Source organism: Psychrobacter sp. CX18 (assembly GCF_057396215.1).
Genome location: NZ_JBXYJH010000005.1, coordinates 40315 through 60396 on the forward strand (window position 1 = coordinate 40315; position 20082 = coordinate 60396).

A 20082-nucleotide genomic window follows, 5' to 3' on the forward strand; every position below is an offset into this window, starting at 1 on the left:
AGCAAATCTTAAGAATAAGCGGTCTCAAAATTAGGGATAAGAGTTAACATTTCATTATTTTGGATCATAAGGAGTCAGCTCGGTATAACCCGTACTGCGCCCTTCATCACCGACAAAGCCTTGCTGGCGCCATACTTCATATAAACAGATTGCCACACTATTGGCCAAATTCAGACTACGTGAGTCTGGCAACATCGGTAATCTAAGCCAATTTTCTGCACCGATATCAGCTCTAATTTCATCGCTTAATCCTGCAGTTTCAGATCCAAATATTAGCGCTATATGGTCAGATTGTGAGCTCACTGTTTGCGTACTAAAGTCATATTCATAAAAAGGATGACTGAGCTTTGTGGTTAAAGCCACCATACGATTGCATCCTGCGTCTATTAAAGCCTTTTTGGTATATTCCCAATTTTTATGAACTTTCATTTTGGCATATTCATGATAATCGAGGCCAGCACGGCGTAATTTTTTATCTTCCAAATCAAAACCTAAAGGCTCTACCAAATGTAATTGTGCGCCTGTATTAGCACATAATCGAATAGCACTTCCGGTGTTATTGGGTATTCTGGGATGTACTAATACTATGTGAATCGTCATACATGTAGCCTTATTAAAATAAAAATAATATAGTCGGCGAACTTATAAAAAGTCACAGCGCTAACTTCGTTAAGCCTACACCAGTAGTACTTGCACTCGGTTGCCTTGTGACTACTTCAAAGTTCTTTGAGTAGAGTGATCAAAATTGAGACCATTTTAAAATTTACAATTCTATGACAGTTTTCGTCAAATTACACACATTTATAGGTTGTCGCAACTATCATAACTAATATATTATGTTACCAAGGATAACGCAGGTGTTACTCATATTTTATTTACCAATATGATACCTACCTTTGTGAATATATAAACGTTCAATAACCGTTATCCTTATATACCAGTATTTTAATTTTTGTTATAGAGGATTCATTATGAAAAAGTTAGCATTAGCTTCTTTAACTGCAGTACTTGTTTTATCTGGTTGCAACACTTTTAAAGGTTTTGGTCAAGACGTTTCTAAAGCCGGTGAAGGCGTTTCTAATACTGCTGACAAGGTTGAACAAAAACTTTAATAACCCAGCAAATTATCTATTTCGAAAATGTACAGACGCTTTATAGCATTTTTTTATCTCAGTAATACGATATTAATAATTAAATAATTAATAACTGAATAAACAATCTATAAGGCAGTTCCTCAATAAAAGCCCACATTTGTGGGCTTTTATTTTGATTAAAGTTTTTGATGAAGAAACTAATACTATGTATATATAGAGTGTACAGAGAATTTTGACTTTATTTTGAGTGCAAAACTCATCCACAGCTTAGAAAAGCAGTGACATACAATAATGAACTTTAAACTTAATAAAATATATGGACATACAAATGTTTTTTTGGAATATTGTCATAACTTGGCAATCAGACAAAAGTTGTTATAATCTACGTGAATTTTAATACTTCTAAAACCAAAACTTATAATATGCGCTTATGGGCGCTCAAATGGAGAAATAAATGGCTGATTTTAATGTAATTTTGGATGCAGGCGATGTTGATGGCGGTGAAATCAACGTAGTAGTAGAAATCCCAACGGGCAGTAACCACAAAATCGAATGGAACCGTGAACTAGGTGTGTTCGAACTTGACCGTGTTGAGCCTGCTATTTTTGCAAAGCCATGCAACTATGGTTTTATCCCTCAAACGCTTGATGAAGATGGCGATGAGCTTGACGCCTTGATCATCACTGAACAACCCTTAACCACTGGTATTTTCCTAAAAGCCAAAGTTATCGGTGTGATGAAGTTTGTGGATGATGGCGAAGTGGACGATAAGATTGTTGTGGTACCGGCTGATGATCGTAACAATGGCAATGCTTACAACAGCTTAGATGACTTACCAAAGCGTCTAATTGAGCAATTAGAGTTCCATTTCAGCCACTATAAAGACCTTAAAAAACCAGGCACAACGGTTGTCGAATCATGGGGCGATGTGGCAGAAGCTAAAGACGTTATTAAAGAGGCTATCCAGCGCTGGAAAGATAAGTAATACCAATTCTATAAACTAATTCTATAAACTTAACTAGTTTTAGCAACCTTACTGAACCTAACCTGCAGCGTTTGATTTATTATTCATATTAGCCTGTATTGATAGGTTGTTTTTTGAATTAGTATAAGTTATTACGTCGATTGATTAATGATGTAAGTTTTTTAATAATGAAAAGCACTTTAACCTTTGTTAGAGTGCTTTTTGTCATTTATTCTGATAAATTTAACCATTAATACAAAAGTGATATTGTTCACAATTTTAATAAAACTTAGATTTAAATAAGACTTCTTTTAAATAGAACTGACATACATTTTGATTTTACAACTCTTTTATCACCCTATTCTATAGCCTTAAATTCAACTGAGAGTAAACCATGTCTAGCAAATTACCCAAACATATCGCTCAAATGGTGGAGAAAAACAACTTAGTCATGGCGATTAAAACCCTTGCAGAAGAGCAAGGTATTGACATGAGTGAGGCTAAACAGCAAATTGACGATTACGAGAGCCAATTAAAACGACAATATGCTAAAAAAGGTGACGCAATCGTTGCTAAACAAGTAAAGAAACAAGACAACAAACGAGAAAAAAAGAAACCTATTTTAAAAGACAAATCAGATTTAAAAACCAATCCAACGACTCAAGATTTGACCTCGCCTGATAGTCTGGCGTCAATTAATGATGGACTAGATAAACGCTTAAATGATATAGGCTATAAGCCACCTTTAGTACCTTATTGGATGAAAAGATTATTTATTATTTTACTTATCACTGCATTACTGTCTTTTTTAGTGTGGCGTTTAGTCCTTTAAACGCTTAAGGTCTCATTTATGGCTATGGTTAACTCACATACGTATAGGGTCAATAAGTCTGACAAACGTTTCAAGTTCCTAGGCTCACTATCACCTCGGGCATCACAATGCGAGTAGGGTTCATACCATATCTTGTGACGCTATAATCATCAAGCCTGCCTACAATACTTGGTTTAGCCACTGCCCGATTGCCTTAATTTGTGGTAGACAAACTTGATGTGCCATCGGATAGGTTGTGAATTCAACCTTATAGCCGTACTGAGTTAATGTTTCACTAGCCCGTTGACCCAATATAACCGGAACGACAGGATCTTGAGTGCCATGATCAATCTTAATGGGAATGGTTTTATTTGCTTCGCTATAGTTTGAGGCGTCATCAATAGCCATATATGTCGATAAGGTCAATAAACCTGCAAGCTTTTGCGGATGAGTCAATGCCACTTGATACGCAACTGCACCTCCCTGTGAAAATCCTGCAATCACAATGTTTTCAGGCTGAACGCCGCGCTCTATTTCGCGATCTATTAAGTCATTAATAGATTGTGCTGATTGTTTAATCTGAGTCACATCGACTTTACGATCCAGACTCATCTCCAGAATATCATACCAAGCTGGCATTACCATACCGCCATTGATCGTAACAGGGATTCGGGGGGCATGAGGGAATACAAAACGCACCGCTAAATTTGAGTCTAGTCCTAGCTCTGGTACCACAGGCTCAAAGTCATGGCCGCTAGCCCCTAGGCCATGCAACCAAATGACTGATTTATCGATTGTCTTATTCGAGGGGTTATGTTCAACAATAACGCAGTCTAGATAGGGTGTCATGATTATCCTTTAATAAGTTAAGTGAATTAGATTTGTGCTTTATAGCTTATAGATGAGATTGGTAGTTTATAGGTTAGTTTGTTAATTTAATCGGACGTTCAAAGATTTAGATAGTTTAAAGGGTTACTGTCTTTTGATGCAATCAAACAATGTTATAAATTAAGCCTATAAATTATTGCTATAAATTAAAGTTACCATTTCATAAAACGGTCAATAATGTAAGGTAACTTATTAGAGCTTACGCAAAGAGCTTTTTAGTTCTATTTAGATTTTAATTCGGTTATCTCATAATTTTAACATAGCTCTTGATAAGGAACGTTGAATGTCCTCTTATATTCGTCAATTGATAAGCTCATTTAATAACAAAACAGAGCTTGGGTCAGTTAAGCCCCCTACACTGTCATGTAAATCTACTGATAAAACTCAATCAGGTAGACTAAATCACGACTGGCAGAAAAACAGTCTAATATTAAGTTGTGTAGGTATAACTAGCTTAATTTTAAGTGGTTGTAACCTCACCTCAGCTCAAAATACTGCTTCTCCTTCAGCAAACACTCAACAAAGTGGCAAGCCATCAATGTCGCAAATGGGTTACAGCTATGGTAGTCGACCCTTTTATCTTATTGATGATATGGATGACAGCCCGTTAAAAACTGAGCTTAAATCATGCGAAGCTCAAACCCCCAAAAAGACAGACTTTTCAATCTCCCATCGGGGTGCACCATTACAATATCCAGAGCATACCTTCGATGGGTATATGGCAGCAGCACGTATGGGCGCAGGTGTATTAGAGTGTGACGTGGCGTTTACAAAGGATCATCAAATGGTGTGCCGCCATGCTCAAAACGATCTACATACCACAACTAACATTTTATCGACTAATCTGGCTAATCGCTGTACCACACCACCAAAATTTGATGAAAAAGGCAACTTAACCAATGCCAATAGTATTGAATGTCGTACCTCAAACTTGACTTTGGATGAGTTTAAATCATTAAAAGGCAAGATGGATGCGGCCAATACTAAAGCAACAACGTTAACCGATTATATGAATGCGACGTCGCCTTGGCGTACCGAGCTGTATAATCAAAATGGTCAAGTGCTAACTCTAAAAGAGCATATTGCCCTTGCAGAGAAGCTAGGCATGAAGCATACCCCAGAGCTTAAAGCGCCTGCGGAGAAAATGCCTTTTGGAGACTACACTCAAGACCAATATCGTCAGCAGCTTATCGACACCTACAAACAAGCAGGTGTTAATCCAAATAATGTATATGCTCAATCTTTTGACATTGAGGATATAAAGTATTGGATCAAGCATGAGCCAGCCTTCGCAAAAAATGCCGTTTATCTTACCGATGATAGCAATGAGACTGCCGAAGGGATGACATTTGATAAAAACAACCCTAAAACTTGGAAGCACTCCATGCAAGAGCTTAAAAATATGGGGGTTAATATCATTGCACCAGCGACATGGCTACTGGTGACTACAGATGGTAAAGGTCATATGATGCCTTCAGAGTATGCTAAGCAGGCCAAACAAGCTGGACTTAAAATTATTACTTGGTCAATTGAGCGCTCAGGTCCGCTAGCGAATGGCGGCGGATGGTATTACACTGGTCTTGATGATGCAGTTAATAACGATGGCGATATGATGAACTATATTGACGTACTGGCTCAAGATGTGGGCGTTATGGGTATTTTCTCTGATTGGCCTGCCACTGTGACCTATTACGCCAACTGTAAAGGCCTATAATACAGTGCTTTTAAAGTAAACCCTCATCAATAATAGGGGTCAAATTTAGGTTTTACGACCTTAGTTTACGACTATTGTTAATGAGTATAAATGACACGTTTAGGGCGTGTTCTCGCTAATACGAGAGGGCACGCCTTATATTTAATATAAAAATGCTAATAACAAATCTATCAATTAAACTATCGAGGAAGGCAAGTTCAAGCGCAACAAATCAAACGCGAAAAAATAGTAGAATCAGCGATACTGATATAGATTATTTTATAGTAAAGGTATCATATGACAAAAAGTAGGGCAAAACGTTATGTTAATAACTTTTATTGACCTGATTAACAGTATCCCTCTTTGGCATTTAGTTGGGCTTTTCATCTTTGGCGTGCTCGCTTTTATTATATCCACCGTATCTGGCGGAGGCGGAGCGCTCATTTTGATTCCTATGACATCATGGCTCATTGGCGCACCTAGCACTCCTCCCGTTATTAATCTTGGTACCTTCATATCTCGACCATCACGTATGATCTTATTCTGGCATGATATTGATTGGAGCTTGACCAAATATTATGTGCCCAGCGCCCTTGTTGGTGCATGGCTTGCAGGGCTTTTATTTAGTCGAATGAACGCAGGCTGGATACAGCTAATCGTTGGGATATTTTTAGTTTCTACTATTTTTCAATATAGATTTGGGAAGGTTGATAAAACCTTTAACATGCCTAAATCAGGCTTCATCCCGTTAGGCTTCTTAGTTGCGTTTATTAGTACTATCGTCGGTGGACTTGGACCCGTTTTAAATCCTTTTTATATGAACAGTGGTTTAAAAAAAGAGGACTTAGTAGCCACTAAAACGGCCAATTCTTTTTTTGTGGGTATCGCACAGATTAGCAGCTATGCTTTTTTTGGTGTACTCACGGCTAAATTATGGATCTATGGTTTTGCACTTGGGATTGGGGCAGTAGTGGGCAACATTATTGGCAAGCATTTCTTAGCGGGAATGAGTGTCAAACAATTTCGAGTGTTGTTACTGATACTGATGGTGGTCAGTGGTATCGTTATGATCATTAAAAATATTTCTGTTTTATTCTAGGGACTTTATAAAATTAATTCACGACACTATTCATAAATTTTTCATCTATTGATCATCTCAATCACACACAATACCCTACCTTTTAGTGTGGGCTATGCTAGGATTAGGGATAACATATAAAACTGTATTTATAGAAACGTTTATCATCGTAACTTTTATCATTGTCATTCCTATCTGGTACTCCCTATGACCGCCATCGTTAGCACCTCATCAAAATCAGATCCAAGTTCGTTGCCGAGCTCATCCCCTAGCAACGTATCACATACTCATACTCAGCCTACGCCTCATATTTTAATAGTGGAAGACGATCCAGCGATTGCCACCTCGCTCAGAGTGACGTTCAAGCGTGAGGGCTGGCTAGTGACTTGGCTTGACAATGCCAGCAGTGTTCTGCCTACGTTAAAAGAGTTTCAAGATGAGCAACATCCGTTAGCGGGTATTATATTAGATGTGGGTCTACCTGATGGTGATGGTTTAAACTTATGCCAGAATATCCGCCATTCAGATGACATTGGCAACTTAAAACAGCTGCCTATTATCTTTTTGACTGCGCGTAGTGATGAAGTAGATCGAATTTTGGGTCTAGAGATGGGTGGTGATGATTATTGCCCTAAGCCTTTTAGCCCAAGAGAGCTTGTCGCAAGACTAAAAGCCATTTGGCGCCGAGAGCAACTGACGGCTACCACGGTTGATAACCAAAGCAATCAACCCGACGTCACCACAGATCCACAGTTGTTTGAACTCGACTCAGGAATTTGGCGCTATGAGCCGCTTACTTATACCCTATACTGGAATGATCATAAGCTCGAGCTTAGCAATACAGAACGTAAACTGCTGTTAGCCTTATTGGCGAATCCCGATCGAGTCTTTAGCCGTGAGCAATTGCTAAATGCTATTAGCGACTATCCAGATCATCGCTTGGCGCGCACCATTGATAGCCATGTGAAGTCTATCCGTAAGCAACTCTCACAAGTCAGCGACTTTGATGACGTAGAGATCATCCATACCCATCGCGGTTTAGGTTATGGACTGTGCGCCTCATGACAGACCCATTAAACCTCAAAAAACCAACCGTTAATGACAGTCAAAACTCAAAGAATATAGCCCAAAAAAAAACTGCTAAGCAAAGTTCTAATGCCGATGATGCCAATAACTGGTATGCCAAACTGCACCCGATAGGTAGAGAAAATCCTCCTACTGCCAGTGTAGATAAGCCTGAAAAGATCCTAAACCTCAGTCTTTTTTTTAGAATTTGGATTGCCGTCGGTGTTATAGTCGTCATATCGGGCATTGTCGTATTCAATCAGCTGTTTAATTATGTGCGCCCTATTACCCAGCAAGTCATTGAAGATACGCTTGTGGATACCTCCAAGCTGTTAGCAACCAGTCTACGCTCTGCTATTGAATCTGGCGAGATTTATAACGCTAATTATCAAGCCATGCTTGATGATGCTTTTTTAGAGCCTAACCTATCGCCAAATACCCTAATTCCTACAGAGACAACCGTTCTCACAAAAAAGAGCTCTACCAACACTTGGTATCATCAAAAAACACGCAGTAGCTTTCGCGTCTATATTACTGATCAAAACGGGATAGTTATCTATGACTCTTTGCCTACTAACAGTATTGAAAATTACTCAAATGCCGAAGGGCAAAATTACTCTAGGTGGAATGATGTCAATTTAACCCTACAAGGTAAATATGGTGCGCGTACGACACGTATTATTGATGACGATCCTGCCACTTCAGTCATGTATGTGGCCCAGCCCATATTCAGCTCAAACGATAAAAATAAGCTCATTGGCGTGGTCAGTGTTGGCAAACCAACCTCCACCGTTATCCCTTATTTAAATGCCACCCGAAAGCAGATGTTAACGGCATCATTAATCATAAGTATTGTGACACTCATCATGGCAGGTCTCGTGGCGTGGTGGTTGCGACAAAGTACCATGTTAGTCACACGCTATACTCAAGCACTGGCTCAAGATACCAAAAAGCCTTACTTTTATATGGGTCGTGAGTTAAATGAGCTGACTGACACCATTGAGAGTATGAAACACCGGTTGGAAAATCGAGCCTATGTGACTGACTACGTGCACACCCTCACCCATGAATTAAAAAGCCCACTGACGGCTATTAGAGCCAGTGGCGAGCTGCTGGAAGAGACAGATTTAGAAGGTGAAGATCGGTTGATGCTCAGTCAAACCATCACTGAGCAAAGCATAAAATTACAGTCGTTGATTGACCGTCTTTTATTACTTGCAAAAATCGAGCAGCCCACCTTTAAGCTTGCCATACAGCCTATCAATCCAGATTCGCTAATACAGACTTTGATCGCAGGTTGTGAGATGCAACGCCAATATCAACACGTCGAAATTGACTATCAGTGTCAACTCCCTGAACCTGACAATAAGAACATTTTGGCAGACGAGTTTTGGATCACTCAAGCCCTGCAAAATGTATTAGATAATGCTTTATATTTTGCCAAGAGCAAAGTCATTGTTCATCTTGCTGAGCATACTATCCATAAAGTTAACTATATTAAAGTATCATTTATTAATAATGGCGATGTGATACCTGAGTATGCGCTCGGAAAAGTTTTTGACCGTTACTTTAGCTTATCGCATCAATATCATCGGCAGGCAGTGGTATCAGAGACTCATCACAGTAACACTGAAAGCACCGCTTATCAGTCTCAGGGTAAAAAAGGCACTGGATTAGGTCTCACATTGGTAAAACAAGTTATCGAACGTCATAGCGGTATGGTCACAATTCACAACCTCGAAGTTGCAAATAATCTTGAAATTACAGCAGATAATGTAGAGCAACCGCTAACTACTGGTGTCGAATTAATTATTTATCTACCCATCGCCCCCAATGGTATCAATAACAAGTACGACTTCTCTTAAATAATTTAAGTGCTGTTTTATATATACTGTCTTATTTATAAAGTGTCTTAACAGTGCTGATATACTAGCTGCTATCGCTTTACTGAAGCTTAAAATATTCCAAGAAAAATAGTTAATAATAAGATAAACTGCCCCGCTAAGATTGAACCTATTTATTGAATATGAATAGTTATAAAATATGAATAGTTATCGAATACAAAAAGGCACAATGCAATGCTACCAGTACAGAACGCTGTAGAACACAAACCCGTATTTATGCCCAGAGTCGGCAGTGATAGTCTCGTCAAAACAGATATGGTTAGGATTGAACAGCATGTCGGCTTTAACAGTAGACAAAAGAAAAAAACCATTAATGATTTACATCAAGTCATTCGCAAAAAGTATGGCTTTAAGCAAGTGTTAGAGCTCTCTAGCAAATCAGGTAATAAATTAAGCTTTCAATTAAATCCCTCAAGCCTAAAGCTGACTAATGAGCAAGATGGACAACAGTATAGTGTTGAAAACGCCTTTTATAGTAGTATGGTGTTTGAAAAAGGAGGGCCATTTGTTGATTTGCTAATGGCTGCGCCCAGACAGGCTAAAAAAGATGAGCGCTTATTCAACTCTGGGGAGCTCACGGGCTACAATTATTTAGGGTTAGAGTGGAGTGTAGAGCCCTTAACTGCATTTTACGATTGGCTATATATTAATGCGTTAAAACAAAATCCTCAGCTTCACGATGAGGTGCTGCAATACCAAGTCTTCACTGATATTTCTTTTAATCCTAAAAAGTCCATTCATTGTGCGGCTTATTCATTGGCAATGTTTGCGGCGTTGTACAAGCGAGAACTGCTTGATAAGGTTGAAGACCCAGCAGCTTTTTATGACTTATATTCTCAATTTAAAATTAGTAATACGGAGAATCTTTTAGAAGAAGGATGGTTTTAGATCGTTAGACAAGGTTTTTTGAGCTAAGCTGATTATTAGTCAAGGTTGCTCTTAGACAAGGCTTTTCTGATAAGAGGCATATTTAAAGACCGTTTGAGTATAAAATATAAAGCCGTAGTCAAAAGAAAAGGCATACCAGAAAATCTAGTATGCCTTTCTTATTTTAAATTGGCTTATTTTAAATTGGCTTATTTTAAATTGGCTTATTTTAAATTGGCTTATTTTGAATGGACTGTTTTAAACTCACTATTCTTACAATAAGTGAAATCAGTCTAATATTACTATTGACCTTCACTTAGTGGCACAATACGTTCATTTTGTCCACTTCCAAGCATACCTTGACTGCCAACGCCTTCTGGATTAACGTCTAAATAAGCTGTCATTTCAGCAATAGCGTCCTCATCTCCACTGTCAAGCAAACGTTGTTTGATCATCTCAACCGGTGGCACGGGTAAATTTTTCAATAAAGATAACAACTGGCTATTATTACCTTTAAATACCACGAGCTCTATAAGCTTTCGAACATTAATCGGTAAATCTGCGGTTGACTGGGCCATTAACGCAAGGTGATAGGCCCCATGGGTATCTTCATCTTTAAGGATACGCTGCTCAATCGCAGTGTACGTTTCACTGGTCGCCCCACCCGCCACACTCAATAAATGGATGCATTTTAAAGATGATTGCTCTTCTTTATCGGCTATCGCGATAATTTTGTCAGACTGTTGTTCGATGAGTTGCTTTTTTTGTAATAGTTTGGCATCTGAGTTCATAATGGTTTTCCTAACTTGAATCATTTCATTGTCTTGAAGCTTATATGGTGCTGACTGTTTTATTTTAAAGTATTGGCATACAAAACCATAACGTAATGAAATCAAACTAAATAATGCAAACTTCCAAATCTTAAAATTTTTCTGGGTTTATTTAGTATTCTAAGCTATATAATTTATGAGTATATTCTAAGAACTAGTTATGCAAAAAAGCCTCAGTATTTATCTGAGGCTTTTATTATATGGATTTAAGTGATGTATTCTATCAGCAAGTCATGTATAACAAAGACTTATAGAATTATTGAGCAGGACTATGCTCTTCGACTAAAGGCTTAAGCTCACCTGATTGGTACATCTCTAAAATAATATCAGATCCGCCCATAAGCTCACCGTTAATCCAAAGCTGTGGGAAAGTTGGCCAGTTTGCTACTTTTGGTAGCGTGGCACGAATTTCAGGATTTTCAAGAATATTAACAAAGGCAAAGGGACGTCCAATTTGAGTCAATACTTCGATTGCTTTAGCAGAAAAACCGCATTGTGGGAACTGCGGTGTCCCTTTCATATATAACAGTACTGGGTTTTCTTTAATTTGGTTACGGATGAGCGTTTCAATATCTTGAGCTTGGTCTGTCATAGTAAATCCTTAAATAGGTATCAAAAATTTTAAACTTAGCATTACGCAGTGAATTAAAAATGCAGCAAGTTTAAAAACAATTCATCAAATGCAGTTATTAAATTTATGGGGTTGAAAGTATAAAAAACAATGTGGCGTCGCTTTTTTTCAATAGCAAACTTTTTTGATAGCAAAATTTCTAATCTTAAAACGACGCTATATTCAAAGTACATCATTATTGGCATGGTTAGCATAGCAATTTAGAAAAGATAAGTTATTTTTAACATTGGTATCAGTTAAACATTTTAGTGTCAATTCACGCTCAGTCTCAATTCATGCCATACAGATTACATTAAAACCATTACCAACGTTAAAAACCTTGACTAAAACTAAACGATTTTATCCCTTAATAGCTAGACGGACTCAATCAAAACAACAGCACTGGCCATTATACCTTCTTGACGACCAGTGAAACCTAACTTTTCAGTAGTAGTCGCTTTGATACTGATATTGCCCATATCGGTTTCTAGATCTTGAGCTATATTTGTACGCATTGCGACATTGTGCTTAGCAAGCTTAGGGCGCTCACACATCACTGTGATGTCAGCGTTCACTATACTATAGCCCTTTTGTTTAATTAAATCATAGACATGACGTAGTAAGATACGCGAATCAAGCCCAGCATTGGCATCGTCAGTATCTGGAAAATGCTGCCCAATATCACCCATCGCAACCGCACCCAGTAGCGCATCCGCTATGGCATGTAGCACGACATCACCATCTGAGTGAGCCAATAAACTTTGTGAATGCTCAATAGTGACACCAGCAAGGGTAACATATTGCTTTGCCTCACCATTGTCATAAAAGGCGTGTACGTCAATACCTTGTCCTATTCTTATCATTATTTGCCTATCGGTGTTATAATTTAGCCAAATTTTAGCATAGTTTCTAACCAATATGACGACATCTGCAACTTTTGACAACCGCCCTACACCAGCCTCCTCCAATCGTGCAGGCAACCATGCAACCAATCATGCTGCCAACCTGCCTGCTTTACGCTTAAGTGATGTACCAGATCCTGAGCAGACAAGAGTAATCGTTGGTATGTCAGGTGGGGTGGACTCTTCCGTCTCTGCTGTCTTGTTACAGCAAGCGGGCTTTAAGGTCGAAGGCTTGTTTATGAAAAACTGGGAAGAGGATGACGGCACCGAATATTGTACGGCTATGGAAGACTTGGCGGATGCTCAGGCGGTTTGTGATAAGTTAGGCATCACCCTTCACACTGCCAATTTTGCAATGGAATATTGGGACAGAGTGTTCGAGCATTTCTTAGCCGAATATCAAGCAGGACGTACCCCAAATCCTGATATATTATGCAATAAAGAGATTAAATTTAAGGCGTTCTTGGACTATGCGTCTGACCCAAAATTTGGCTTGGGTGCAGACTATATCGCAACAGGTCATTATACCCGACGTAGTATTAATACGACACGTGAAGATGGCACTGTGGTGGCGCAGCTACTACGTGGATTGGATGATAATAAAGACCAAAGCTATTTCCTACATGCGGTGGGTGGTGATAAGATTGCCAAGACCCTGTTCCCTGTGGGTGAACTTGAAAAACCAGAAGTTCGTAAAATTGCAGAAGCGCACGATTTAGCAACTGCTAAGAAAAAGGACTCGACGGGCATTTGCTTTATTGGTGAGCGCCGATTCAAAGATTTCTTACAGCAATATTTGCCTGCTAAGCCCGGTAACATAGTGACGGATGATGGTGAGATCGTCGGTCAGCATGATGGGCTTATGTATTACACTTTAGGGCAACGGGGCGGTATTGGTATTGGCGGTGTCAAAGATCGCATTGAGGCGCCTTGGTTTGTACTACAAAAAGACTTGGAAAAAAATGAATTAATCGTCGGGCAAGGACATGACCACCCCCTGTTATTAAGCCAACGCTTAACCGCTTATAAGTTGGATTGGGTGGAACGTGTTGCCCCTAATGCGATTTTTAGTCCTGAAGGTCTTAAGTGTACGGCGAAAACCCGTTATCGCCAGCCCGATCAAAGCTGTACGGTATTTGCCGATAAAGACGATGCCAGTAAGGTAAATGTCATCTTTGATGAGCCGCAACGGGCGGTCACCCCAGGTCAATCCGCCGTGTTTTATATCGATGATGTGTGCTTAGGCGGCGGCGTTATTGAGTCGTTTGAGTAATTGAGCAGCTTAACCTTCTATTTAATCTTCTACTTAACCTTCAGACGGTATTAAAATAAATTTAAGCAAAATGGAGGGTTATGTTTTCTTTATTAAATTTAGTTGCTGTCTGGCTTGTCGTCTTATTGGGATTGATTTTACTCATTCGCTTTTTTTCAGATAAACCAAGTCCAAGCTACTATAAACACATACTCACCGCTTTATATCTAATCACCGCCATTTATATTATTGTGACATTAGGCTTATGTTTTATATTGATTAGAGGTATATTTAATTTGATTACTTCGGTTTAAAATTGATTTTTATGCTTAATCGTTTATTTATTTTAAGCTAATTTAAAACTTATTAATTTTAAACATGATTTTTAAACCTAATAAGTCGCTCATCATCATTAGTTGCTATAATTACCTAACTTTTATTTATCACTGTTGATTAACTTTTTTATATATAATTTATTTAAAACTTACTACTCTATTTAAGACTTAAGTATAGTTCACTTGGTCTACTTAATTCTATCTAAAATACTTAACACAACCCCTTAATTAATTAAAGGATTTTTATGTCTGCTTCTTTATCTGCTTTAACTGCCCTTTCCCCTATTGACGGTCGCTATGCCAGCAAAGCTGATACATTACGCGCCCATTTGTCAGAGTTTGGTCTGATTAAAGCCCGTGTTACTGTTGAGATTCGCTGGTTGCAAGCATTAGCCGATAATGACGCTATCGCTGAATTATCACCATTTGATGCTAAGACCAATGACTTCTTGAACGCTATTGTTGATAACTTCAGTGAAGCCGATGCGCAAGCTATCAAAGATATCGAAAAAACCACCAATCATGATGTTAAGGCAGTTGAATATTTTATTAAAGACCAGTTTCGCGGTAATGATGAGTTAGAGCAAAGCTTAGAGTTTATCCACTTTGCCTGCACATCAGAAGATATCAATAACTTATCTTACGCATTGATGTTAAAAGACAGTCGTGAGATTGTGGTAGATAAATTGCAAGCGGTTACTGACGCTATTGTAAGTCTTGCTAAACAACACGCCACCCAGCCAATGCTTTCTCGTACGCATGGGCAAACGGCCAGTCCGACGACGTTAGGTAAAGAGATGGCGAATGTTGCTTATCGCCTTGCCCGCCAATTTAAACAAATTAAACAAGTTGAGCTTCTGGGTAAAATTAACGGTGCGGTCGGTAACTATAATGCCCATCTATCCGCTTATCCGGCGGTAGACTGGACTGCCCATGCCCAAAGCTTTATCTCAGGGCGCTTAGGATTGACCTTTAATCCTTATACTACTCAGATCGAACCACATGACTATATTGCTGAGTTGTTTGATGCCGTTCGTCGTTTTAATACTATATTAATCGACTTTAACCGTGATATTTGGCAATACATCAGCTTAGGCTATTTTAAACAAAAATTAAAAGAGGGTGAGGTTGGCTCGTCTACCATGCCACATAAAGTGAACCCGATTGACTTTGAAAACTCTGAGGGGAACTTAGGTGTTGCCAATGCAATGTTGGCGCACTTGGGTGAAAAATTGCCGATCTCGCGTATGCAGCGTGATCTGTCTGATTCAACCGTATTACGCAATATTGGAGTTGGCTTAGCCCAAAGTATGATTGCTTATGATGCCTGCTTAAAAGGTATTGGTAAACTTGAAGTAAATCCTGAGAAATTAAATAGCGATCTTGATAATGCTCAGGAAGTATTGGCTGAGCCTATTCAAACGGTCATGCGTCGATATCATGTTGAAAACCCTTATGAGAAACTCAAAGCATTGACGCGCGGTCAGGCCATGACCCGTGATAAAATGCTTGAATTTGTCAATGGTGATGAATTAGACGCCGTACCAGAAGCAGATAAACAGCGTTTACGTGAGCTAACGCCTGCGACTTATATTGGTAATGCAGACGAGCAAGCTTTGTCGATTGAAGAATGGATTGCAAAGCTCTAAGCTTAACTATTAGTTGGTCTATCGTTCTATAAGACTATTTCGAAAAAGGCTATGTTAAAAAAGGTTAAGTAGAACTAGGTTATTGAATTGTCATCCACCCGATAAAAATAAGAATCGAAACGTATGCTAAACCCTAAGGATCAAGGTTTTTCCCAAAAAGGATTTTCAGGGGTTAGCTCTGTAGTTAAGGCTTGTTTAATCATTATTGTAATTGCAATGATATTGGCAAGTATTAAACCTCTTAGCTGGAATGACTATCTTCTCCATCAATTGGGCACTGTCCTATTTATGGCAATGGTCTGGGGGTGCTATCGTTATCTTGCCAGTACAACGACGTCGTTTTTGCTGGCAAGCGTATTTATAGTGATCCATATTATTGGTGCCAGATATCTATACTCTTATGTACCTTACAATGAATGGTCGCAAAGTCTGTTAGGATTTAATTTAAACGAGATGTTCGACTGGCAGCGCAATATGTACGATAGGTTGGTACATTTTAGTTATGGCTTATTGTTACTACCTCTAATGAAAGATATTTTTAAAACACTATTACCGTCCCTGTCCTCAAAAGCCATTTTGTTATTGGTACTTCAATTTAATTTGGCTAGTAGTACCCTTTATGAGTTGTTTGAGTGGTTTTTAGGCGTAACCTTATCGCCAGAATCCGCAGAAGCGTATAATGGTCAACAAGGCGATATATGGGATGCACAAAAAGACATACTACTGGCTTTTATAGGGGCGTTAATAGGCTCTGCTATATTATATGGTCAACATAAGATTCGGTACAAAAACTAGCTTAATAAACGGCCAATTTTTTAACATCAATACTCTAGATACTAAAGGTACCTCATTCTCAACTCTTAACGTAGGCTGTGGCTTTAGCCCAGCATTTTTGATTAAGTATCTTTATTTGCTGGGCTAAAAGCACCAGCCTACAGTGAAATTTAATAAGTTGAGAGCGGGGATAAAGGTATAGATTGTTATGATGCTTAATCTTAGCCTCATAATACAAAGTTGTAATTCATTTAATCTTTTTCATTTAATTTGTTTTCATTCAATCTTTTTTTTCGTCGTCATCCTTACCCCCAGGAATCACCGCTTTAGTGACCGCTACAGTCCCTTTTACCACGCCTTTGGTGGTCTTGTAGGCGATTTTGACCGGCACCGTGACCAGCTTATGCACACAGCCTTGCAAAAGAATACTACTGATAATAAGGGTTAATAAGGTGAATTTTTTCATGAGTTACCTTAAAGCTTGATAATGAATAATAGGTCAAGTGTACACTGTCTAAGCTGTACTCTAAACATGCTCTTTTTTTAATACAACGACTCACTTTATATTGGGTTGTATTATATCACTTCAGTTCAAACCCCATTTTAAATATAACGGATTTATAATGAATAACATTCAATTTTGTTTACCTGATGCCATCAGCCCTGAACAATTCTTAGCGGAATATTGGCAAAAAAAACCGCTACTTATTAAACAAGGATTGCCACAGCTGGTCGGCATGTTTGAGCCTGATGATATCTTAGGCCTAAGTCTTGATGAGATGGCAACCGCGCGTTTAATCACACAACACCCAGCAGATAAACACTCAGACATCGTCTCTGAATCTAACGCGCCATCAGAACAATGGAAGCTGCAGCAAAGCCCGCTGACACAAGAGATGTTTGCCGATTTACCCGAACAATGGACCGTGTTGGTACAAAATCTTGAGCAATGGTCGCCTGAGCTTGGACTGTTGTGGAATGCCTTTAACTTTATTCCCCAGTGGCAGCGCGATGATATTATGGTATCTTACGCGCCTAAAGGTGGCTCTGTAGGCAAACACTATGATGACTATGATGTCTTTTTGGCACAAGGCTATGGACATAGACGCTGGCAACTTGGAAAGTATTGTGACCAAAGCACCGAGTTTATTGTCAACCAGCCTATTCGTATATTTAATGACATGGGCAATATCATTCTGGATGAAGTCCTTGAGCCTGGTGATGTGCTATATGTGCCCCCTAAGCTGTCACACTATGGTGTGGCACAAGATAATTGCTTGACCTTTTCGTTCGGCTTTAGACGCCCTAATCTTATGCAAGTATTGGACAGCATGGTAGATACTGCAACCAGCGAGCCAAGCATATTTGTGCCACTATTACTTGAACAGCATTTGCAAACGCCAGGTGAGTTTCAAATATCAAGTATTGAGCAAATTAAAGCGCAACTGTTTACTATGTTGCAGTCTGATCTTGGTAATAAACTTATTGAACAAGCCGTTAGTGAGGTGGTCAGCAAGCGCCAATATGATATTTTGATACCAGAAGAGACATTGACAGAAGCTCAAGTCGCTCATGCACTTGATGAAGGGGCACTTATCCGAATTGATTACAGTAGTCGACTTATCTATACCCTAATCAATAATAATTTATCAGTCTATGCAAATGGTCTATTGTTAACAGAATTAGGTGAAAATGAAGCCGGATTATTAAAACGTATTGCAGATTCAGAACCTTTAACGGTTAAAGATATTAAACAGGCACAAGTAACTGTAGAAACAGTAGTAAGTTGGCTTGAAAATGGATGGATCTGGTTAGATTTTTAGTATTTAATGTTAGTTTTTGAATGATACGTGTACCAGACCATTACAATTTAATGACTATAATTCATAATTTCGCGTATTTATGACAGGTGACCTATATTAGTTTACATATGTAAACACAAAAAGCTATAATTCATTATATAATTAAATCAAACCATTTAGAGGACTTAATTAAAAAAGAATTAATTTTAATTAAATTAATTCTTACTATTTAAAGTCCTTCCACCCTCAAGGAGACATAGTATGTCAAACGATGCTAATAAGACCACAAAAATGTCACGTGCTGATATTAACCAAGATCATTTAGAATCAAACGATCAACAACGTACTGATGATTCAGCATTAGATATGATGAAAGGTATGCATGAACACGAAGATCATGAATCTGAAGATGACGAGTAATATCTTGATAAGTATATAAATGAATCAAAGTTAGCTTTAGGTTAATTTAAAAAGTTCTAAAAAAATACACTATGACACTCATAGTGTATTTTTTTCTGTTTACTACTTTTGTTTTATTAATTTAATCTGGTTTTCAGTGTCTAATCTTCTTCCACTAAATGAAATAGCTGCTCACTAATAGCGACAGTATTAAACCCACCGTCAACAAATAATATTTCCCCTGTGATGCCCGATGCCAAAGGGGACAATAAAAATAAAGCAGCGTTCGCCACTTCCATCTGATCAACATTTCGCTGTAAGGGTGCTATTTTGGCATTAATATCTAACATTTTACGAAACGACTTAATACCACTGGCTGCCAAAGTGCGAATAGGTCCTGCTGAAACGGCATTAACGCGAATGCCCTCGCCTCCTAATGATGTTGCTAGATAACGGACACTGGCCTCCAAGCTTGCTTTGGCCATCCCCATTACATTATAGTTGGGTAATACTGCAGTACTACCTTGATAAGTTAACGTTAGTAATGAGCCTTGACGTTTCGCCAGTAAAGGACGAGAGGCTTTGGCTAACGCCACAAAGCTATAGGCTGAGATATCATGAGCAATAGCACTGCCTTCTCGGGTGGTCACTTCCGTAAAATCACCATTAAGCTCTCCCGCAGGGGCAAACCCAATTGCATGTACCACCCCATCGATACCATCAGGCCAATGATCAGAAACTTGTTTAAAGCAGCTTTCTATTTCTGTATCTGAAGCGACATCACATTCCAGAACCATGTCGGCCTCAAACTTCTCAGCTGCCATGTCTACCCTTTTTTTCATTTTTTCATTGGGGTACGTTAATATTAAAGACGCCCCTTCCCGGTGTAATACTTCAGCAATCGCCCATGCAATAGATAATTTACTGGCAATCCCTGTCACGACAAATCGTTTTCCTTGCAACAACATAACTGGCTACTCCATTTATAATATATTGGTGATATACATATATTTTACCATGGCATCAACTTACCTCGGTTGTTTTAAATCTTATGCTATATATCTTTTACTTTTAATCTTGTTTAATTCTTAATCATTCATCAACTACTCAGTATCAGCCCCAATTAATAAATTAATAAGTAAATAAATGGAGACAACAACCTTCT

At 38.6% G+C, this 20082-nt stretch carries 20 protein-coding genes; 13 read left to right on the forward strand and 7 right to left on the reverse strand.

Annotation, left to right across the window (positions count from 1 at the left end):
- Positions 1-54: 54 nt before the first annotated feature.
- Positions 55-600: a tRNA (cytidine(34)-2'-O)-methyltransferase gene (locus tag AC2SLT_RS05435; RefSeq protein ID WP_486546626.1), complete on the reverse strand. Its 546-nt coding sequence runs from the start codon at positions 598-600 to the stop codon at positions 55-57.
- A 371-nt stretch (positions 601-971) separates the two neighbouring features.
- On the opposite strand from AC2SLT_RS05435, the gene AC2SLT_RS05440 reads away from it, so the two are divergent.
- The 3 genes from AC2SLT_RS05440 (at position 972) to AC2SLT_RS05450 (ending at position 2890) form a co-directional block, all read left to right on the forward strand.
- The gene (locus AC2SLT_RS05440; RefSeq protein WP_486546627.1) at positions 972-1112 is read left to right on the forward strand and encodes an entericidin A/B family lipoprotein; all 141 of its coding nucleotides are present in this window, start codon (positions 972-974) and stop codon (positions 1110-1112) included.
- Between the two features lie 436 nt (positions 1113-1548).
- The gene (locus AC2SLT_RS05445; RefSeq protein ID WP_486546628.1) at positions 1549-2079 is read left to right on the forward strand and encodes an inorganic diphosphatase; all 531 of its coding nucleotides are present in this window, start codon (positions 1549-1551) and stop codon (positions 2077-2079) included.
- A gap of 373 nt (positions 2080-2452) precedes the next feature.
- Complete coding sequence (locus AC2SLT_RS05450) at positions 2453-2890, forward strand: hypothetical protein (protein WP_486546629.1); 438 nt, start codon at positions 2453-2455, stop codon at positions 2888-2890.
- 159 nt (positions 2891-3049) lie between these two features.
- Here AC2SLT_RS05450 and AC2SLT_RS05455 read toward each other — a convergent pair whose 3' ends face one another.
- Positions 3050-3718 (reverse strand): alpha/beta hydrolase, encoded by a 669-nt coding sequence (locus tag AC2SLT_RS05455; protein WP_486546630.1) that lies wholly within the window; start codon positions 3716-3718, stop codon positions 3050-3052.
- Between the two features lie 322 nt (positions 3719-4040).
- On the opposite strand from AC2SLT_RS05455, the gene AC2SLT_RS05460 reads away from it, so the two are divergent.
- The 5 genes from AC2SLT_RS05460 (at position 4041) to AC2SLT_RS05480 (ending at position 10385) form a co-directional block, all read left to right on the forward strand.
- The gene (locus tag AC2SLT_RS05460) at positions 4041-5471 is read left to right on the forward strand and encodes a glycerophosphodiester phosphodiesterase family protein (protein WP_486546631.1); all 1431 of its coding nucleotides are present in this window, start codon (positions 4041-4043) and stop codon (positions 5469-5471) included.
- Between the two features lie 301 nt (positions 5472-5772).
- Positions 5773-6549: a sulfite exporter TauE/SafE family protein gene (locus AC2SLT_RS05465; RefSeq protein ID WP_486546632.1), complete on the forward strand. Its 777-nt coding sequence runs from the start codon at positions 5773-5775 to the stop codon at positions 6547-6549.
- A gap of 186 nt (positions 6550-6735) precedes the next feature.
- On the forward strand, positions 6736-7593 hold the full coding sequence (locus tag AC2SLT_RS05470; RefSeq protein ID WP_486546633.1) for a response regulator: 858 nt from the start codon (positions 6736-6738) through the stop codon (positions 7591-7593).
- The gene (gene creC / locus AC2SLT_RS05475; RefSeq protein ID WP_486546634.1) at positions 7590-9458 is read left to right on the forward strand and encodes a two-component system sensor histidine kinase CreC; all 1869 of its coding nucleotides are present in this window, start codon (positions 7590-7592) and stop codon (positions 9456-9458) included. Before AC2SLT_RS05470 ends, creC begins: the two co-directional genes overlap by 4 nt.
- A 213-nt stretch (positions 9459-9671) precedes the next feature.
- Positions 9672-10385 carry a DarT1-associated NADAR antitoxin family protein gene (locus AC2SLT_RS05480; protein WP_486546635.1) on the forward strand — a complete coding sequence of 238 codons (714 nt, stop codon included), beginning with the start codon at positions 9672-9674 and terminating at the stop codon, positions 10383-10385.
- A 281-nt stretch (positions 10386-10666) separates the two neighbouring features.
- Here AC2SLT_RS05480 and AC2SLT_RS05485 read toward each other — a convergent pair whose 3' ends face one another.
- From AC2SLT_RS05485 to ispF, 3 genes are all read right to left on the reverse strand, one after another.
- Positions 10667-11155, reverse strand: coding sequence for a hypothetical protein (locus tag AC2SLT_RS05485; protein ID WP_486546636.1), 489 nt, complete (start codon positions 11153-11155; stop codon positions 10667-10669).
- Between the two features lie 295 nt (positions 11156-11450).
- Complete coding sequence (grxD, locus tag AC2SLT_RS05490) at positions 11451-11786, reverse strand: Grx4 family monothiol glutaredoxin (RefSeq protein WP_486546637.1); 336 nt, start codon at positions 11784-11786, stop codon at positions 11451-11453.
- A gap of 392 nt (positions 11787-12178) precedes the next feature.
- The gene (ispF, locus tag AC2SLT_RS05495; protein WP_486546638.1) at positions 12179-12667 is read right to left on the reverse strand and encodes a 2-C-methyl-D-erythritol 2,4-cyclodiphosphate synthase; all 489 of its coding nucleotides are present in this window, start codon (positions 12665-12667) and stop codon (positions 12179-12181) included.
- A gap of 142 nt (positions 12668-12809) precedes the next feature.
- Here ispF and mnmA point away from each other — a divergent pair, with 142 nt between their 5' ends.
- The 3 genes from mnmA to AC2SLT_RS05510 all read left to right on the forward strand — a co-directional run bounded on the left by mnmA (position 12810) and on the right by AC2SLT_RS05510 (position 16737).
- Complete coding sequence (gene mnmA, locus AC2SLT_RS05500) at positions 12810-13979, forward strand: tRNA 2-thiouridine(34) synthase MnmA (RefSeq protein ID WP_486546817.1); 1170 nt, start codon at positions 12810-12812, stop codon at positions 13977-13979.
- A 559-nt stretch (positions 13980-14538) separates the two neighbouring features.
- Complete coding sequence (gene purB / locus AC2SLT_RS05505; protein WP_486546639.1) at positions 14539-15942, forward strand: adenylosuccinate lyase; 1404 nt, start codon at positions 14539-14541, stop codon at positions 15940-15942.
- Positions 15943-16065: 123 nt separating this feature from the next.
- Positions 16066-16737 carry a DUF2238 domain-containing protein gene (locus AC2SLT_RS05510; RefSeq protein ID WP_486546640.1) on the forward strand — a complete coding sequence of 224 codons (672 nt, stop codon included), beginning with the start codon at positions 16066-16068 and terminating at the stop codon, positions 16735-16737.
- A gap of 259 nt (positions 16738-16996) precedes the next feature.
- On the opposite strand, the gene AC2SLT_RS05515 is transcribed toward AC2SLT_RS05510, so the two are convergent.
- Positions 16997-17182: an NF038104 family lipoprotein gene (locus tag AC2SLT_RS05515; protein WP_486546641.1), complete on the reverse strand. Its 186-nt coding sequence runs from the start codon at positions 17180-17182 to the stop codon at positions 16997-16999.
- 157 nt (positions 17183-17339) lie between these two features.
- On the opposite strand from AC2SLT_RS05515, the gene AC2SLT_RS05520 reads away from it, so the two are divergent.
- Together AC2SLT_RS05520 and AC2SLT_RS05525 are read left to right on the forward strand one after the other, a co-directional pair.
- Positions 17340-18539, forward strand: coding sequence for a cupin domain-containing protein (locus AC2SLT_RS05520; protein WP_486546642.1), 1200 nt, complete (start codon positions 17340-17342; stop codon positions 18537-18539).
- Positions 18540-18779: 240 nt separating this feature from the next.
- Positions 18780-18938 carry a hypothetical protein gene (locus AC2SLT_RS05525; protein ID WP_486546643.1) on the forward strand — a complete coding sequence of 53 codons (159 nt, stop codon included), beginning with the start codon at positions 18780-18782 and terminating at the stop codon, positions 18936-18938.
- A gap of 140 nt (positions 18939-19078) precedes the next feature.
- Here AC2SLT_RS05525 and AC2SLT_RS05530 read toward each other — a convergent pair whose 3' ends face one another.
- The gene (locus AC2SLT_RS05530; RefSeq protein WP_486546644.1) at positions 19079-19885 is read right to left on the reverse strand and encodes an enoyl-ACP reductase FabI; all 807 of its coding nucleotides are present in this window, start codon (positions 19883-19885) and stop codon (positions 19079-19081) included.
- Positions 19886-20082 lie beyond the last annotated feature (197 nt).

Bases quoted from the DNA above. Each gene is read 5' to 3' on its own strand.
- AC2SLT_RS05435 (WP_486546626.1), bottom strand. From the start codon at position 600: ATGACGATTCACATAGTATTAGTACATCCCAGAATACCCAATAACACC.
- AC2SLT_RS05440 (WP_486546627.1), top strand. From the start codon at position 972: ATGAAAAAGTTAGCATTAGCTTCTTTAACTGCAGTACTTGTTTTATCT.
- AC2SLT_RS05445 (WP_486546628.1), top strand. From the start codon at position 1,549: ATGGCTGATTTTAATGTAATTTTGGATGCAGGCGATGTTGATGGCGGT.
- AC2SLT_RS05450 (WP_486546629.1), top strand. From the start codon at position 2,453: ATGTCTAGCAAATTACCCAAACATATCGCTCAAATGGTGGAGAAAAAC.
- AC2SLT_RS05455 (WP_486546630.1), bottom strand. From the start codon at position 3,718: ATGACACCCTATCTAGACTGCGTTATTGTTGAACATAACCCCTCGAAT.
- AC2SLT_RS05460 (WP_486546631.1), top strand. From the start codon at position 4,041: ATGTCCTCTTATATTCGTCAATTGATAAGCTCATTTAATAACAAAACA.
- AC2SLT_RS05465 (WP_486546632.1), top strand. From the start codon at position 5,773: ATGTTAATAACTTTTATTGACCTGATTAACAGTATCCCTCTTTGGCAT.
- AC2SLT_RS05470 (WP_486546633.1), top strand. From the start codon at position 6,736: ATGACCGCCATCGTTAGCACCTCATCAAAATCAGATCCAAGTTCGTTG.
- creC (WP_486546634.1), top strand. From the start codon at position 7,590: ATGACAGACCCATTAAACCTCAAAAAACCAACCGTTAATGACAGTCAA.
- AC2SLT_RS05480 (WP_486546635.1), top strand. From the start codon at position 9,672: ATGCTACCAGTACAGAACGCTGTAGAACACAAACCCGTATTTATGCCC.
- AC2SLT_RS05485 (WP_486546636.1), bottom strand. From the start codon at position 11,155: ATGAACTCAGATGCCAAACTATTACAAAAAAAGCAACTCATCGAACAA.
- grxD (WP_486546637.1), bottom strand. From the start codon at position 11,786: ATGACAGACCAAGCTCAAGATATTGAAACGCTCATCCGTAACCAAATT.
- ispF (WP_486546638.1), bottom strand. From the start codon at position 12,667: ATGATAAGAATAGGACAAGGTATTGACGTACACGCCTTTTATGACAAT.
- purB (WP_486546639.1), top strand. From the start codon at position 14,539: ATGTCTGCTTCTTTATCTGCTTTAACTGCCCTTTCCCCTATTGACGGT.
- AC2SLT_RS05510 (WP_486546640.1), top strand. From the start codon at position 16,066: ATGCTAAACCCTAAGGATCAAGGTTTTTCCCAAAAAGGATTTTCAGGG.
- AC2SLT_RS05515 (WP_486546641.1), bottom strand. From the start codon at position 17,182: ATGAAAAAATTCACCTTATTAACCCTTATTATCAGTAGTATTCTTTTG.
- AC2SLT_RS05520 (WP_486546642.1), top strand. From the start codon at position 17,340: ATGAATAACATTCAATTTTGTTTACCTGATGCCATCAGCCCTGAACAA.
- AC2SLT_RS05525 (WP_486546643.1), top strand. From the start codon at position 18,780: ATGTCAAACGATGCTAATAAGACCACAAAAATGTCACGTGCTGATATT.
- AC2SLT_RS05530 (WP_486546644.1), bottom strand. From the start codon at position 19,885: ATGTTGTTGCAAGGAAAACGATTTGTCGTGACAGGGATTGCCAGTAAA.